The organism is Burkholderia crassaminum (assembly GCF_964265005.1).
In the GTDB taxonomy this organism is placed as follows: Bacteria; Pseudomonadota; Gammaproteobacteria; order Burkholderiales; family Burkholderiaceae; genus Burkholderia.
The window spans coordinates 921,819-935,920 of the sequence record NZ_OZ183800.1 but is presented as its reverse complement, the minus strand read 5'-3'; the positions used below and the strand labels follow the sequence as shown (position 1 = coordinate 935,920).

Here is a 14,102-nt window from a genome sequence, read left to right as displayed (position 1 = left end):
ACGTTCATCCCACTCTCATAGCGAGACAATCATGAAAGACACGCTGTTCATTCTCCGCCCGGGTTTTTTCAAGGACTCCGAAGGTCCGTTCTACTGCGGGGATTCCGTTTCGGTCGAAGGGTTGCTGAGCTTCTACCCGCAGCTGCGCGACGCCGTCGACGTCGAATACATCGACGCGCCGCGGCCGCGCCAGCCGATCGTCGCGCTGATCGGCGCGGACAACCAGTCGGCGCCCGTGCTCGTGCTCGGCGACGGACCAACGCCTAACGACGACACGCTTGCGATTCGCGAACACAACGGCCGGCGCTTCATCGATTCGCCTGCCGAGATCCGGCGGTACCTGTCTTCGCAATACGACGTCGCGCACGTCGCGTAAGCACACCGCTCCGTGCCGTCGGACGACGGCACGGAGCGGTTCACGCGTCACCCCGCGCGCTGCACCGGCGCCATTTTCGAGAAGTACTTCGCGCCCGCCACGCAGCCGACCACGACGAGCGTCACCACGACCATCGACGGCGGCACCGTCTCGTGCAGCAGCCCGGCCGCCAGCAGCAAGCCGAAGAACGGCTGCAGCAGCTGCAACTGGCCGACGCCCGCGATCCCGCCGAGCGCGAGCCCGCGATACCAGAACACGAAGCCGATCAGCATGCTGAACAGCGACACGTATGCGAGCCCCCACAGCGCGGCGGCATCGACGCCGTCGAACGACGCGGGCCAGGTGAGCCACGTGAGCGGCAGCATCAGCGGCAGCGACAGCACGAGCGCCCACGAGATCACCTGCCACCCGCCGAGCTGGCGCGACAGGCGCGCGCCTTCCGCGTAGCCCAGCCCGCATGCGACGATCGCGGCCAGCATCAGCGCATCGCCGACCACCGACGCCTGGCCGCCGTTGCGCAACGCGAACGCGGCCACCGCACAGCTGCCGACGACCGAGAAGATCCAGAACGGCAGCCGCGGCCGCTCGCCGCCGCGCCACACGCCGAACAGCGCGGTCGCGAGCGGCAGCAGTCCGACGAACACGATCGCGTGCGCGGACGTCACATGCTTCAGCGCGAGCGCCGTCAGCAACGGAAAACCGACGACGACCCCGAGCGCGACGATGGCCAGCGACACGGCCTCCGCTCGCGTCGGCCGCCTCTGCTTCAGCACGACGAGCAGCAGCAGGCCGAGTGCGCCGGCGATCGTCGCGCGCGCGAACGTGAGGAACAGCGGGTCGAGCCCCTGCACCGCGACACGCGTCGCAGGCAGCGAGCCACTGAAGATGATCACGCCCAGCAGGCCGCTGAGCCATCCGTCGGTCGTCTTTTGCACGGGAAATCCTGAACGGGGAAAGTGGATCACCGATGATCCGCCGCCCATGAAAAGCGCGTAAGCTACAACCCAATACAATTCTGACAAACTGTACTGAACAACCGGCCGTACAGTTCATCCTTCGCCATGAGCCATTCCGCCCCGCTTCCCGTTCCGCCCGCCCCGTCGCGCACGCGCGTGGAAACCGTGATGGACACCTTGCGCGCCCGGATCGCGAGCCGCGCGCTGATGCCCGGCGCGCGTGTACCGTCGATCCGGATGATGGCCGACGGGCTGGGCGTGTCGAAATCGACGGTCGTCGATGCGTACGAGCGGCTCGCGAGCGAAGGTGTACTCGTCGCAAGGCGCGGCTCGGGCTTCTACGTGTCGGGGCACGCGCCGCCGCTCGCGCTGGCCGATCTCGGCCCGCGTCTCGATCGCGAGCTCGATCCCCTGTGGCTGTCGCGCCAGTCGCTCGAGGCCGCGCCGACGTCCGTGAAACCAGGCTGCGGATGGCTGCCGTCGTCGTGGCTGCCTGATGAAAGCCTGCGCCGCGCGCTGCGCGCCGTGTCCCGCGACGAATCCGACGCGCTGACCGACTACGCGACGCCGCTCGGCCTGCCCGCGCTGCGCCAGCAGCTCGCATGGCGGCTCGCGCAGCACGGCGTCCACGCGGAACCCGCGCAGATCATGCTGACCGACGGCGGCACGCACGCGCTCGACCTCGTGTGCCGCCTGCTGCTGGAGCCGGGCGATACGGTCGTGCTCGACGATCCGTGCTACTTCAACTTCCAGGCGCTGCTGCGCGCGCATCGCGCGCGGATCGTCAGCGTCCCGTACACGCCGAACGGGCCCGACCTCGCACGCTTCGAACAGGTGCTTGCCGAGCACCGGCCGCGCCTGTATATCACCAACTCGGCGCTGCACAACCCGACCGGCGCGACGCTCGCGCCGCCCGTCGCGCACCGGTTGCTGACGCTTGCGGCCGAGCACGGCCTGCTGATCGTCGAGGACGACATCTTCGCGGATTTCGAGAGCACGCCCGCGCCGCGCCTCGCGGCCTTCGACGGGCTGTCGCGCGTCGTGTCGATCGGCAGCTTCTCGAAGACATTGTCGGCCGCGATCCGCTGCGGTTACGTCGCCGCGCGCCCGGAATGGATCGAGGCACTCGTCGACCTGAAGCTCGCGACGTCGTTCGGCAATGCACAGATCGGCGCAAACGTCGTGCACCGGCTGCTCATCGACGGCACCTACCGGCGCCATCTCGACAGCCTGCGCGCGCGTCTCGCGGACGCAATGGGCGAGACGATCCGGCGCCTCGCACGCGCGGGGCTCGGCATCTGGACGGAGCCACGCGGCGGCCTGTTCGTGTGGGCGGAGTTACCCGACGGGCTCGACGCCGCGCGTGTCGCGCGCCATGCGCTGGACCACGATGTGGTGCTCGCGCCCGGCAACGTGTTCAGTGCGTCGCACAGCGCGACGTCGTACCTGCGCTTCAACGTGTCGCGCTGCAAGGGGCCGGCGGTGTTCGATGCGCTGGCGCGGGCGATGGAGGCGGCACGGGCGGCGGAGCGCACGGATACCCGCGACGATGCGGACGGGCGCGTGCTGGCCGGTGAGCCGTAAGGACGGGCGGAAGCACAAAAGCTAATCGAATGGTTCCGTAATCAGCCCTTCCTTCGCCCACGGCGTCATCTTCCGCGCTCGTTGTCGATGGTTCGCAGAATCGTACTCATCCCATAGACGATCGCACTCCCGACAACCGATAGTTTCCAAACTTTGTTACCGGGATCTATCGAGCCAATGAACGGGATTCTGAATTCATACGACGCTACCGAAAATGAGGATGACGAATGGGTTCTCATTGGAACCACCTACACGAACACGGTGCCAGGATCAATTCATGTAATCGACCTCGACCTGACACCGATCTGCGAGAACATGTCGAACAAGGCATTCCGGAAACTGATCGTGCGGTTGCGTGACGCGGCGATTCCATTGATTCAGGATCGGATTCACGGTATTACACATTGGGAGCAAGGAGAACAGGAACGCGTCCAGGCCTGGTTCGGGCGCTCCGATGAGGTCATTCGACACCACCTGCGGACCGGGTTGCCCAAGCTACTGCGCGTCATGCAGGAATTGCAACCGGAAAATGTCATCCGGTGGGACGAACAGACACAGCGAAACATCACGTGCACCGTATTTCCCGACAACGGAATCACCGATGCCTCCGTATGCAAACCCGATTCGGACAAGCGAATCATCGCAATCTATCCACACTTCTGCACGCTTCCCGACGCTCGACTCTCTTCCAATTGCAAGTTGAAGGTCCTGATTCACGAGTGTACGCACTACGTCGATACCTTCGACTCGAATGACGAAATCTACGGATTCGGGACTGGCCTGAAATACTGGGCGCGAGATCATCGGGATCTGGCGATCAATAACGCCGACAGCCTCGCTTGCTATATTTCATTCTTTGACGACAGGGTCCTGTGGTGAAATCTCCCGCGCATCTGATGAGCATCGCACTCGGGTTATGCGTGGCATTTTCGCCGCCGCTCGCGGCATGTACCGTTTCCGAAGACATGCTGGACAGTGTCCCGCTCAACTCTTCCGATATTCCGAATGAGGATCGAGTCAGGATTGCGGAAATGGTTATCCGTGCCCGTCAGTGGCCTGATGCGGAAATCCGCGGCATCATCTCTGCCGGTGCGTATATCGGTGAAAAGGACCCACAAGCGCTTGCGCTGCGTCGAGCGGCCAGTCTGAGGGAATACCTCGCGCAGCTCGGCATCAAGGACGAGAACATATGGTCGGACACACACATGATCTCGAAACCGTATCCGAAAGACAGCGCCGGCTACGAGGGTTATCTTCAGATCGGACTGACGCTGGTTCCGCAGTGTAGCGACGGATGCCGGCACCTTTGCGACGATCCTCGCATCACGCCAACATCCAGAGCCATCCGTCGCCCCTGACCGCCTTCGACGACGCCGCCACCGAATCTCGCCAGTGCCGGGGCGACGCAAACGCGTCGCCCCGCCCCGCTCTCTACGTCACACCTCCCCCGCGTGCGCCCTCGCCCGCACCTCGGCAAACGACGTATCGACGAGCAGGCGCCCCGTATCGAACACCGTTTCGAGCGCCTCCTCCCATTCGCCTTCCAGCATCCGGTCGTCCCACGCGACCGGCAGCGTCGTCGTCCGATACTCGCCGGTGCGGTAGTTGCGCAGCAGCGTGAGCCGCCCCTTCTTCGAGCGCTTGCCCTGATCGGTGACCGGATCCTTGCGGACGTCGTGCCACACGCCGCCGCGCCGGATCGCCGAGCACTTCATCGCGAAGCGCTGCGTATCGCGGTTCACCTGCTGCAACAGCGCCCCGCCCATGCCGAACACGACGTTGCCGGCCGCATAGCCCGCGTCGTCGAGTGCGGAAAGAATCGCGTCGATCGACAGCTCGTCGACGCCGTCGCCCTGGATCACGCGCACGCGATTCAACACGCGCCGCCCCTTGCCGTTCACGGTCGAGCCGAACGACGCGTCGAGCGCACGCACGGTCTGCAGCACGATCGTCACGGGGTCGCCCGAATCGGGACGCACGACCAGCGTCGCGCCCGAATCGAGCACGGCCTGCCGAAGCTCGCCGCCCCACAGATCGAGTGCGGCGAACAGATCATAGGAGTCCGACACGACCGACACGATCGCACCGGGCAGGCCAAAGCGGCGAATCATGTTCCGGTACGCATCGGCTTCGTGTTCGCGCCCCCACGAGGTGATCGTACTGTGCTCGGCCGCCGGCACCGAATACGCGGCCATCGGCTCGCGATAGAAGCGGTTCGCGGCCAGCACGCCGAGCACCGTATCCGAGCCCATGAAGTTCACGAGGTGCGCGGCGCCGCCGATCGCGGCCGACTCCGCGCTCGATACGCCGCGTGCGCCGAAGTCGTGCAGCTTGAACGGCAGTTGCGCGAGATCGTCGTCAGTTTTTTCGAGAAAACGGCGGATCGTCTGCCGCAGGTGCCAGCTGCGCGTCGCGACCGTCACCGGGTACCAGACGCGCAGCAGCATCGTCTCGAGATACGACGCGAGCCAGAACACCTGCGGGTCGTCGCATTCGACCGTCATCAGCACGTTGTGCACCGGAACGACCGAACCCTCCGGCACCGCGCGGATCTTCACCGGCAGGTAGCCGTCGTAGCGCTCGACGATATGGCGCCACCCCGCTTCGTTGAACGGCTCGCCGTGCACCGTGAAGAAATCGCGCGCTTCGTCGATCATCGCGTGCGTGACGGGCTTGCACAGATATTCTTTCAGCAACATCTGCAGTCCGAAGAACACCGTTCGGTCGTAGCGGCCGCCGCGCGATTCGACGTACGAAAACATCGCCTGCGCGTCGGGCGGATATTGCAGGAAGTGGGAAGCCTTGTACGAATCCGTGTTGAGGATCGGATTGGCGAGAACCGCGGCAAAGCCGCCGAGATCGTTTTGCATGGCTAGAGCTCCTCTAGGCCGTTGACGTGCCGCCGCGTCTGTCGCGGCGGACCGGAATGCGGGGAATCAGCGGATCACAGCTTCCCCAGGAAGTGATACGCGATGTCGAAATGATCCTCGAACATCACGTTGCGCATCTGCGCGAATTCGTTCAGCGGCACCCAGCGCGCCTTGTCGGCGTCGTCGCTGCCCTTCACGCGCGGCAGCTCGCCGGTCGGGAAGTTGAACAGGCACGCGTGCGTGATCGTGCGGCCGCGCAGCGAGCGCGTCGGGTGATCGAACACCTGGCGATCCTTGATCGAGCCGCGCAGCACGGGCTCCGGCAGCTTCAGGCCGGTCTCTTCACGCAGCTCGCGGATGCAGGCCGCGTCGAGCCGTTCGTCCTGGTTCACGAACCCGCCCGGCAGTGCCCACAGGCCGCGGCCCGGTTCGCTGCGGCGGCGCACGAGCAGGATATGGCCCGAGTGCACGACCACCGCGTCGACCGTCACGAACGTGACGGGATACGGGGCGGCCGCCCACGCCTTGCGATACGCGGCGATGAATTCGGCTTCCGACTTCAGCTGCGCGAATTCCGGCTGCGTGCGGAACCGCTCGAGCCAGCCGAACACGGGTTCCGGCACGGCCCACTGCACGAAGCTGTTGGGGCGTTCGGCGAAATACTGGTCGCGGATCTCGGTGGCGGAAATGTCTTCCGTCGCGTCGACGTCGACAAGCTCCCATTGCGGGAACATCCGCAGGTAATACGACGTGGCGTCCTTCTCGTGGCCGATCAGCCCGACCTTGCGCTGCGCGACGTCGCCGAGCGCGGACGCGACGGCGTCCTGCACCCAGCGCACCCAGTCGCCGTCGTTGTAGGTCGAATCCTGCAGCGGCGCGATCGTCACGCGGTCGCGCTCGGACGCGTCGAACAGCGAAGCCAGCATCTGGCGGCGCTCGTCGAACGAGAACGGATCCTTGATGGTGCGGGGCTTGTCGGTCGACCCGATCAGCACGCACACGCGCTCGGCCCGGCTCAGTGCCGACTTCAGCACGTTCAGGTGACCACGATGCGGGGGCTGGAAACGACCAATGAAAACGAGCGCGTCGAAGCGCCGGTTCTGTTGCGTACTCATGAGGCTCCCTCAAGAGATTGAAACGCTTCGGGTCTTTCCCGAAGGGTTGGAGTGAATCCTAGGGGAATTCCCGGAGGACGTCAATCGAGCCCATGCTCGACTTGACCAAGTCTGAAGAAATACTCGGCATTGGCGGGGTACACTCGATTTCATCCCAATCCGCACCATTGCGCCCGCCATCATGAGGATCTCAGTCAGCCGGACCGTCGGCGTCGATCGCAGACGCCTCTTCACGTGGTCGCAGGATTACGCGCGGCGGCTCGTGTGGGACAGCTTCCTCACCGACGCCTATCTGCTCGACGGCATGACGGCCGACGTCGGCGTCGACGCGTTCTGCCGCAGCCAGTCGGGCGCGACGATGGTGTCGCGCTACATCTCGTACCGTCCGCCGCAGGTCGCGGCCGTCGAAATGGTCGACGGGCCGAAAGTACTCGAACGCTTCAGCGGCAGCTGGAACTTCACCGAGCACACGCCCGGCACGACCGAGGTGAAATTCACCTACAACTTCCGCGTCCAGCCGGCCTGGCTGCGCTGGCTGCTCGAACCGCTGATCGGCGCGTTCTATCTCGTGCAGACCCGCCGGCGTCTCGATTCGTTCAAGCGCTGGGCCGAAGCCGAAGCGTTACCGCGCTGACCGGCAACCGCGGGCCGCACGGCCCGGCGTGTCTGCGCCACCGCCTCCCGGATGCGTTCGCACACGCCATCGCGCCGCCGTCAGGCCTTCACCGCGCATTTGCCAGATTCGCCGAACCCGGGGAAACTACGGGCGGCCGTCACCCTGACGGCAAGCCCCGACCGAGAGAACGGGGCACTCCTCCCTGAAACGGCTTCGACACGAACATCATCCAATGAGCCTGATATCCCGATTCTTTGGCCGCAAGGAAGAACCCGAAAACCCCGTCGCGCTGGTGGCGGCACCCGACGTCGAGCATCCGCTGAGCGTGACGGTCGTCTTCGACGGCCCGCTGCAGGTCGATATCGCTGCGCTGACGGCCGCGCTGCGCGCGTACCACCCGAGCATGAAGCAGGCGCGCGTCGAAACCGAGCCGACGCTGGAGCAGGTATTCGGGCTCGCCGGCTGGGGCAACCACGTCGTCCGGCTCGTCGGCTTCGATGCGCCCTATCCGTCCGACGCGCTGGAAGCGTGTGTCGCGCCCGCCCACTACGGGCAGGACCTGAAACAGCAGGTGCGCGCGAGCCGCAGCCACGTGATCCTCTACTACGCCGGGCACGAAGCGAATCCGCTCGACCAGTATGTCGCCCTGGCGGCCGTCGCCGGCGCGCTGGCCGAACAGAACGGCCTCGCGGTGCTGAACGAGCACGCGCACACGTCGCTGCCGGCCGGTGTCTTCAATGCGAAGGAACTCGGCGAGGAAAGCCTCGAAGTGCTGCGAGATATCCCGCTGAACCTGTTTTTCTGCGGCTTCGTGAAGTACGAAGTCGAAGGCGTCGAAGGCGTGTGGATGCGCACCTATGGCGCCGACGTGTTCGGCCTGCCCGATTTCGCCGCGCTCGCGGAAGGTCATCACGAAGGCGAGCGCTATTCGGGCATTTTCAACAACGTGATGCATTACCTGCTGGAAAGCGGCGCGCGCATGCATGCGGGCGAAACGATGCAGATCGGCGCGGAAACGTTCATGAAACTGCGTGAACCGCTCGAGCACGAGTACTACCTGCAGGGGCCGGCGCCGGTGCTGGTGGCCGAGCTGATCTCGGCGGACGAAATCAATCGCTGATTTCACCCCGCCGTATCTTGCTGCACGGCGCACGGGTTCAAGGCTTCGCGAACCGTGTGCGCCGCTGCGTCACCTGACGGCGGCATGACAGCCGCCGCTCGACCCCGCTGAGGAGCCATCCGTGTTCGGCATCCGCCTTGGTCTCATGCTGGCCGCCATCGGCCTCTCGTTGTCGGCCCATGCCGACGGCATCCAATGCGCACGTGCGACAACGCGCACCGAGCATCTGATCTGCGCCGACGAGGCGCTCATGTCGGCCGACAACGCATTGTCGAACACCTACTACGATGCAGTCGGCATCGCCGCCGACCAGCAGGCCGTGATCCGGTCGCAACGCGCATGGCTCACACAGCGCAATGCCTGCGCCGACGCCGCCTGCATCGCCACCGCGTACCGCGACCGCACGGCGGCGCTGAAGCACGTAAAGCACGCGGGCTGGAAAACCTATCGCGATCCGGCGCTCGGCATCTCGTTCGAATACCTCGCGAACCGGCAGGTGAAGAAGCCGTGCCCGGAAGGCGGCAGCGACCATTGCGTCGCGATCGTCGGCCGCAACATGACCTACAGCAGCAGCTTCATTTCGTTCGAGATCGTCGACGGCGCGCTGGAGCCGGTCGCGGAGAAGGAAGCGGGATTCGTGAAGCAGGACGACGGCAAATGGGTGACGTCTTACGGCCCCGGCATCCCGCAGGACGTCGAGCGCTTCTCAGGCCCGGGCTGGCACGGCATGCGCGCGACCATCACGTGCGGCATCAGCGATCCGGAAACCGGCTTTCACGCAGCCGGCGGCGAATGCTACTGGGCCGTGCTGAGCAACGGCAAGCGCTCGGCCGTCGCGGGGACGCAGGGCATCGTCGGCACCGACGACGCGACGTTGCACAGCGTGTCGACGTTCCGGTTCGACCGTTAGCGGGAGCGTTGACCTGCGCGGCGGCGAACGCTCAAGCCGCCGGTGCGTCCCGCCGGATCGCCACACACTTGATTTCCGCGAGCAGGCCAGGATGCGCGAGTTCGGCTACGCCGATCGCGGTCCATGCACATGTCCCGCGCGGAAACACCCGGTTCTTCACGTCGCGGAAGATCGCCATGTGCCGGCTCAATTCGACGTGGTACGTCGTCATGTCGACCACGTCGTCGAACGTGCAGCCGGCCGCCTCCAGCACCACGCGCAGGTTGTCCCAGCAGGCGAGAAACTGCGCCTCGGGATCGGCAATCACGTCGAGATCCGACGTGCGTCCAACCTGCCCGGCGCAGTAAACGGTCGCACCGACCCGCACGGCCGGCGCATACCCCGCACGCTCGACGACGCGCTGCATCGTCGGCGGGACAATCACTTCACGATCGATCATCGACACACTCCCTGGCGCTGGCACACGGCTTCACCGCAATCTCGTCGGTGCGGAAGACGCACCCGCCGACGCGCCCGGAATGGTAGCAGCGCACCTTCCGGCCCGATCCGCGGCATTTGGACGCCGGCGCGTCATCGTACGCCGGGCCGGCCCATCGAAAACGTCTCCGCGCCCGACTCGCGGCGCAACGTCACCTCCATCCCGGTCAGCCATCCTGACGATTTCAGGATCGGGCGCGCGACCGCATACAACCGGTCGGCGCTGGCGCCATACAGGTACAGATAACCGTCGTTGCCGTCGCGATGCAGTTCGGTCTCGCCGAGTTCGCCGGCCCCCGCCTGCTTCACCGCACGATCCAGCCGTTGCTCCAGCGCATGAAGGCGCGCGTTGTCCTTCTCGTAGTAATCGAAGTGGACCATCACGACCGGCCCGGGCGGCTTCGGCAGCACATCGGCGGCCGCGTTACCGGCGAGCAGCGCCGAGCCGAGCAACGCGATGAATCGGATGCTGATACGCATATCGGTAAAGGAAGTAAAAACACCCGCTCACGTCGCCGCGCCGCCGCGCGCCACCTGCTGCCGGACTTGCGCCTGTGTGCCGAGCGCAGCGGCAATCGCATCGACCGCCTCGGCCGCACGTGCCGCGCCGCACATGAACGCGTCGACGGCGGCGAAGCGATGCTCGGGCCATGTGTGGATCGTGATGTGCGATTCGGCGAGCAGCACGACGCCCGTCACGCCATGCTCGCCGCCGAAATGATGGAAATGCGCGCCGATCACGCGCGCGCCGGCCTGCTGCGCCGCTTCGGTGAGCAGCGTCTCGAGCCTTGCAGCGTCGCGCAGCAACGCCGCGTCGATGCCGGCCAGGTCGGCCAGCACGTGCGAGCCGAACGTCGCGCGCGGTGGCGCGATCTCGTCGCGCGCGGTCATTTGTGCGACCCGTACGACGAGTAGCCACTGCGGGCCGACGAACTGCCCCAGCCGCCGCCGCCCGAACCGCTGCCGCCGATCGATGCGCAGCTGAACAGCGTGACGACGATCAGGCCGTAGATGCCGTAGAGGATGTACCGGATCACGCGTTGCCCCCGTCCGACGCAAAACTCTTCCACAGCCATTCAGGCAACCACAGCACCAGCAGGCCGACCAGCACATACACGGAGCGGCCGCTGAACGAGAACAGCGAGCCCATGTTCAGGATCACGAGCAGCGCGCTGAACACGAGCGGCAGCGGCGCGAAACTGTGCGGGCCTTTCCGGCCGAACAGGCCCGTCGACGCAGCGGCCCCCGTTGCCGCCGCAGCCGCGGCCGTCGCGAGCGCGGGCGTGCCGAAGCGTTCGGCGAGGGTGCTGCCCGACAGCGGCTGCGCGCGCGACCAGACGATCTCCGCGTCGCTGCGCTCGCGCGTCAGCTTGTCCTTCTGCCAGCCATAGTCGATGATCGACGTGCGATCGCCGACCTGCACGCGCCAGTTGAACGCACCGACCACGTAGACGACCTCCGAGTCGTATTCCTCGCGCAGACGGTAGGTCTTGCCGCCGTCGGTCACGTCGGACTCGCTGCCGATCGTCGGCCATTGGTCAAGCACCTGCACGCGCTCCCAGCGCCCTTCGCTCTGCACGAGCCACAGGAAACCGCGCTTCGGGTTCAGCAGCAGGTATTCGTCCCACGTCTCTTCATCGCCCGGCACACGGCAACGCATCATCCCGATCACCGTGTACTTCACGCCGTCGAACGTGCCGATCGCGCCGAGCTCCAGCGCCCCCTTCACCGCTTCGAGCTTGCGCTGCGCCGCGAACACGGTCTGCTGCTCGGCCGTACACTGCACGCCCGCATGACAACTGCCGCACACCACGTAGTCGGCCACGTTCGGCGCATACGACAGCGGCGCGCCGCAGCTCGGGCACGCGAACGGCACCATCTCCGCACCGCGCTTCTCGCGCGTATCGTGTTCGGTATCGCGCAGCCCGGTGAACGCGAGCGCCTCGAACGCCAGCGCTTCGCCCGTATAGACGGCCGGACTCCCGCCGTTCGAATCGGCGTCGGAATAGTCGTACGTCGCGAATGCGTTGCCGGTCCGCAGGTCGACGACGCGCGCCTCCCAGCCGGCATCGACGCGAAACGGCAGCTCGCCGTCGCCGCCCGTGCAGCGCGCGGTGCGCACGTCGGACACGAGAAACGCGCGGCCGCCGTGGTCGATCCGCATGCCCGGCTCCAGGGTGCCGAACGCAGGCCACGCGCCGCCGGACGCATCGTCGGGCTCGCGCACCGTGACCGCGTACTGGCCCGACGCATCCGACAGCCAGCCGAACGTGCCGTCGTCGAACACGACGTACCACTCGCTCCACGCACCGGCGTCGTAGGTCAACTGGATGCGCCCGAGCACCGTGAACGCGCGCTTGCCGTAGCGCCCGGCGGTGCCGATCTGGATCGGCGACGCATCGTCGAGCACGGTGGCCAGTTCGCCGATACGTTCGACGTCGGTGCCGCGCTTGAGCAACGTGCTGCGGCAGAACGCGCAGACGGCCATCACCGCCGCCGCCGAGCGAAACTCGACCGGCGCGCCACACTGGGGGCACGAGGTACTGAACATGCGCGACGCTTACCGGGTGAGCTTCGCGAGGATCTCGGCCTTCGCGCGCGAATATTCGTCTTCGGTCACGAGGCCCTTGTCGAACAGCGCCTTCAACTGTTCGAGCCGCTGCACGTAATCGGTGCCTTCCGCCGGCGCAGCCGCCACGGGCGCCGCAGCGGGCGCGGGCGGTGCAGCGGGCGGTGCAGCGGGCGGTGCAGCGGGCGGTGCAGCGGGCGGTGCAGCGGGCGGTGCAGCGGGCGCCGGTTGCGCGGCACCCGCCATCTGGCCGGCCATCGCCTGCCCGATCACCGCGCCGGCGGCGAGCCCCGCGCCGACGCCTGCGATGCCGCCCGGGTTCTGCGCGGCGAGCGGAATCGCCTGCGCGGTCTGGTATTGCGTGGCGCGTGCGAGATCGCCGGCCATCCCCGCGCCGATCCGCAGGTCGAGCGCCTTCTGCAGCTCCGCCGGCAGCGACACGCTCTCGACCGCGAATGCGTCGAGCGCGAGGCCGTAGCGCGTAAACACCGGCACCAGCGCGTCGGCGATGCGCTGCGACAGCAGCGACTGGTTCGCCGCCATGTCGACGAACGGCACATCGGACGAGCCGAACGTCGTGCTCATCGCGGTGACGACCAGGTTGCGCAACTGCTGTTCGAGATCGTCGACCGTGTACTGCGCGCGCGTGCCGCTGACTTCGCGATGGAATGCGCCCGCGTCGACGATCCGGTACGAGTAGATGCCGAACGCGCGCACCTGCACGAAGCCGAATTCGCGGTCGCGGATCGTCACCGGCTGGGCGGTCCCCCAGCGGCGGCCGAGTTGCAGTCGCGTGCTGAAGAAATAGACGTCCGATTTGAAAGGCGACTGAAAGAGTTTGTCCCAGTTCTTCAGGTACGTGAGCACCGGCAGCGTGTTCGTTTCCAGCGTGTACAGCCCCGGCTGGAAGAGGTCGGCCACCTTGCCTTCATTGACGAAGATCGCGACCTGCGTTTCGCGTACGGTCAGCTTGCCGCCGTACCGGATTTCCATGTCTTCCATCGGATAGCGCCAGGCCAGCACGCCGTCGGTGTCTTCCGTCCATTGCAGGACGTCGACGAACTGCTTGCGGATAAACGATCCCAGACTCATGTCGGTCTCCTCGAAACGCGTGGGGCGTCAGGTCAGGCAGGCGGCATTGATGATGCCGACGACGAGCGACGCGGTGCCCATCAGGCCGCCCATCGCGACGTTGCGATCCTCGATCGCATGGTTCATGCCGGGCATCAGGCGCGTCAGCGCCGCATAGGTGATCAGTTGCACGACCATCGCGCCGACGGCCCAGATCACGACCTCGCCGAGCGTGGAATTGTGCGCGATGCTGGACGCGAGCGTCAGGCAGAAGCCGATCAGCGCACCGCTGAACGACAGCGTCGCGGCCGCGTTGCCGTCGCGGATCAGCGCCAGTTCGTCGAACGGGGTGACCTTCAGGTACACTGCCGCGAACACAAGAAGCAGCACGAACGCCGACAGTAAATGAACCGCATAGAGATAGGCACTATTCATTCT

17 protein-coding genes are annotated in these 14,102 nt (G+C 66.1%); 7 read left to right on the top strand and 10 right to left on the bottom strand.

Translation table 11 applies throughout. From position 1 onward, the window contains the following. The first annotated feature begins 31 nt into the window (after positions 1-31). Entirely contained in the window at positions 32-376 is a 345-nt protein-coding gene (locus ACPTTF_RS21275) for a DUF3088 domain-containing protein (protein ID WP_322086810.1), read from the top strand. Positions 377-423: 47 nt separating this feature from the next. On the opposite strand, the gene ACPTTF_RS21270 is transcribed toward ACPTTF_RS21275, so the two are convergent. Continuing rightward, a complete protein-coding gene (locus ACPTTF_RS21270) occupies positions 424-1,311 on the bottom strand; it encodes an EamA family transporter (RefSeq protein ID WP_166962031.1) in 888 nt (295 codons plus the stop codon). 126 nt (positions 1,312-1,437) lie between these two features. On the opposite strand from ACPTTF_RS21270, the gene ACPTTF_RS21265 reads away from it, so the two are divergent. The 3 genes from ACPTTF_RS21265 (at position 1,438) to ACPTTF_RS21255 (ending at position 4,274) form a co-directional block, all read left to right on the top strand. Then, complete coding sequence (locus tag ACPTTF_RS21265; RefSeq protein ID WP_166962028.1) at positions 1,438-2,916, top strand: PLP-dependent aminotransferase family protein; 1,479 nt, start codon at positions 1,438-1,440, stop codon at positions 2,914-2,916. A 177-nt stretch (positions 2,917-3,093) separates the two neighbouring features. Next, complete coding sequence (locus ACPTTF_RS21260; protein WP_423368071.1) at positions 3,094-3,795, top strand: M35 family metallo-endopeptidase; 702 nt, start codon at positions 3,094-3,096, stop codon at positions 3,793-3,795. A 17-nt stretch (positions 3,796-3,812) separates the two neighbouring features. After that, positions 3,813-4,274: a hypothetical protein gene (locus tag ACPTTF_RS21255; protein WP_423368070.1), complete on the top strand. Its 462-nt coding sequence runs from the start codon at positions 3,813-3,815 to the stop codon at positions 4,272-4,274. 78 nt (positions 4,275-4,352) lie between these two features. On the opposite strand, the gene ACPTTF_RS21250 is transcribed toward ACPTTF_RS21255, so the two are convergent. Then, the gene (locus ACPTTF_RS21250) at positions 4,353-5,786 is read right to left on the bottom strand and encodes a nicotinate phosphoribosyltransferase (RefSeq protein WP_166962018.1); all 1,434 of its coding nucleotides are present in this window, start codon (positions 5,784-5,786) and stop codon (positions 4,353-4,355) included. Between the two features lie 74 nt (positions 5,787-5,860). Further along, positions 5,861-6,901 (bottom strand): bifunctional nicotinamide-nucleotide adenylyltransferase/Nudix hydroxylase, encoded by a 1,041-nt coding sequence (locus tag ACPTTF_RS21245; protein WP_060229300.1) that lies wholly within the window; start codon positions 6,899-6,901, stop codon positions 5,861-5,863. Positions 6,902-7,082: 181 nt separating this feature from the next. Between ACPTTF_RS21245 and ACPTTF_RS21240 the strand changes: the two genes are divergently transcribed. From ACPTTF_RS21240 to ACPTTF_RS21230, 3 genes are all read left to right on the top strand, one after another. Next, on the top strand, positions 7,083-7,535 hold the full coding sequence (locus ACPTTF_RS21240; protein WP_166962015.1) for a type II toxin-antitoxin system RatA family toxin: 453 nt from the start codon (positions 7,083-7,085) through the stop codon (positions 7,533-7,535). Between the two features lie 214 nt (positions 7,536-7,749). After that, the gene (locus ACPTTF_RS21235) at positions 7,750-8,637 is read left to right on the top strand and encodes a DUF4261 domain-containing protein (RefSeq protein ID WP_166962012.1); all 888 of its coding nucleotides are present in this window, start codon (positions 7,750-7,752) and stop codon (positions 8,635-8,637) included. A gap of 121 nt (positions 8,638-8,758) precedes the next feature. Continuing rightward, complete coding sequence (locus ACPTTF_RS21230) at positions 8,759-9,547, top strand: lysozyme inhibitor LprI family protein (protein WP_423368069.1); 789 nt, start codon at positions 8,759-8,761, stop codon at positions 9,545-9,547. 31 nt (positions 9,548-9,578) lie between these two features. Here the strand turns inward: ACPTTF_RS21230 and ACPTTF_RS21225 are convergent, their stop codons facing one another. The 7 genes from ACPTTF_RS21225 to ACPTTF_RS21195 form a co-directional block, all read right to left on the bottom strand. After that, positions 9,579-9,986 carry a RidA family protein gene (locus ACPTTF_RS21225; RefSeq protein WP_423368068.1) on the bottom strand — a complete coding sequence of 136 codons (408 nt, stop codon included), beginning with the start codon at positions 9,984-9,986 and terminating at the stop codon, positions 9,579-9,581. Positions 9,987-10,117: 131 nt separating this feature from the next. After that, positions 10,118-10,504 carry a hypothetical protein gene (locus tag ACPTTF_RS21220; protein ID WP_423368067.1) on the bottom strand — a complete coding sequence of 129 codons (387 nt, stop codon included), beginning with the start codon at positions 10,502-10,504 and terminating at the stop codon, positions 10,118-10,120. Between the two features lie 27 nt (positions 10,505-10,531). Continuing rightward, on the bottom strand, positions 10,532-10,915 hold the full coding sequence (gene speD / locus ACPTTF_RS21215) for an adenosylmethionine decarboxylase (RefSeq protein WP_423368066.1): 384 nt from the start codon (positions 10,913-10,915) through the stop codon (positions 10,532-10,534). Next, on the bottom strand, positions 10,912-11,061 hold the full coding sequence (locus tag ACPTTF_RS21210; RefSeq protein ID WP_155630549.1) for a hypothetical protein: 150 nt from the start codon (positions 11,059-11,061) through the stop codon (positions 10,912-10,914). The genes speD and ACPTTF_RS21210 overlap by 4 nt, the downstream gene beginning before the upstream one ends. Continuing rightward, the gene (locus ACPTTF_RS21205) at positions 11,058-12,575 is read right to left on the bottom strand and encodes a DUF4178 domain-containing protein (RefSeq protein ID WP_423368065.1); all 1,518 of its coding nucleotides are present in this window, start codon (positions 12,573-12,575) and stop codon (positions 11,058-11,060) included. Before ACPTTF_RS21205 ends, ACPTTF_RS21210 begins: the two co-directional genes overlap by 4 nt. Before the next feature lie 9 nt (positions 12,576-12,584). Beyond that, positions 12,585-13,685: an SPFH domain-containing protein gene (locus tag ACPTTF_RS21200; RefSeq protein ID WP_423368064.1), complete on the bottom strand. Its 1,101-nt coding sequence runs from the start codon at positions 13,683-13,685 to the stop codon at positions 12,585-12,587. 27 nt (positions 13,686-13,712) lie between these two features. Beyond that, positions 13,713-14,099, bottom strand: coding sequence for a DUF350 domain-containing protein (locus ACPTTF_RS21195; RefSeq protein WP_423368063.1), 387 nt, complete (start codon positions 14,097-14,099; stop codon positions 13,713-13,715). Between the last annotated feature and the right edge of the window lie 3 nt (positions 14,100-14,102).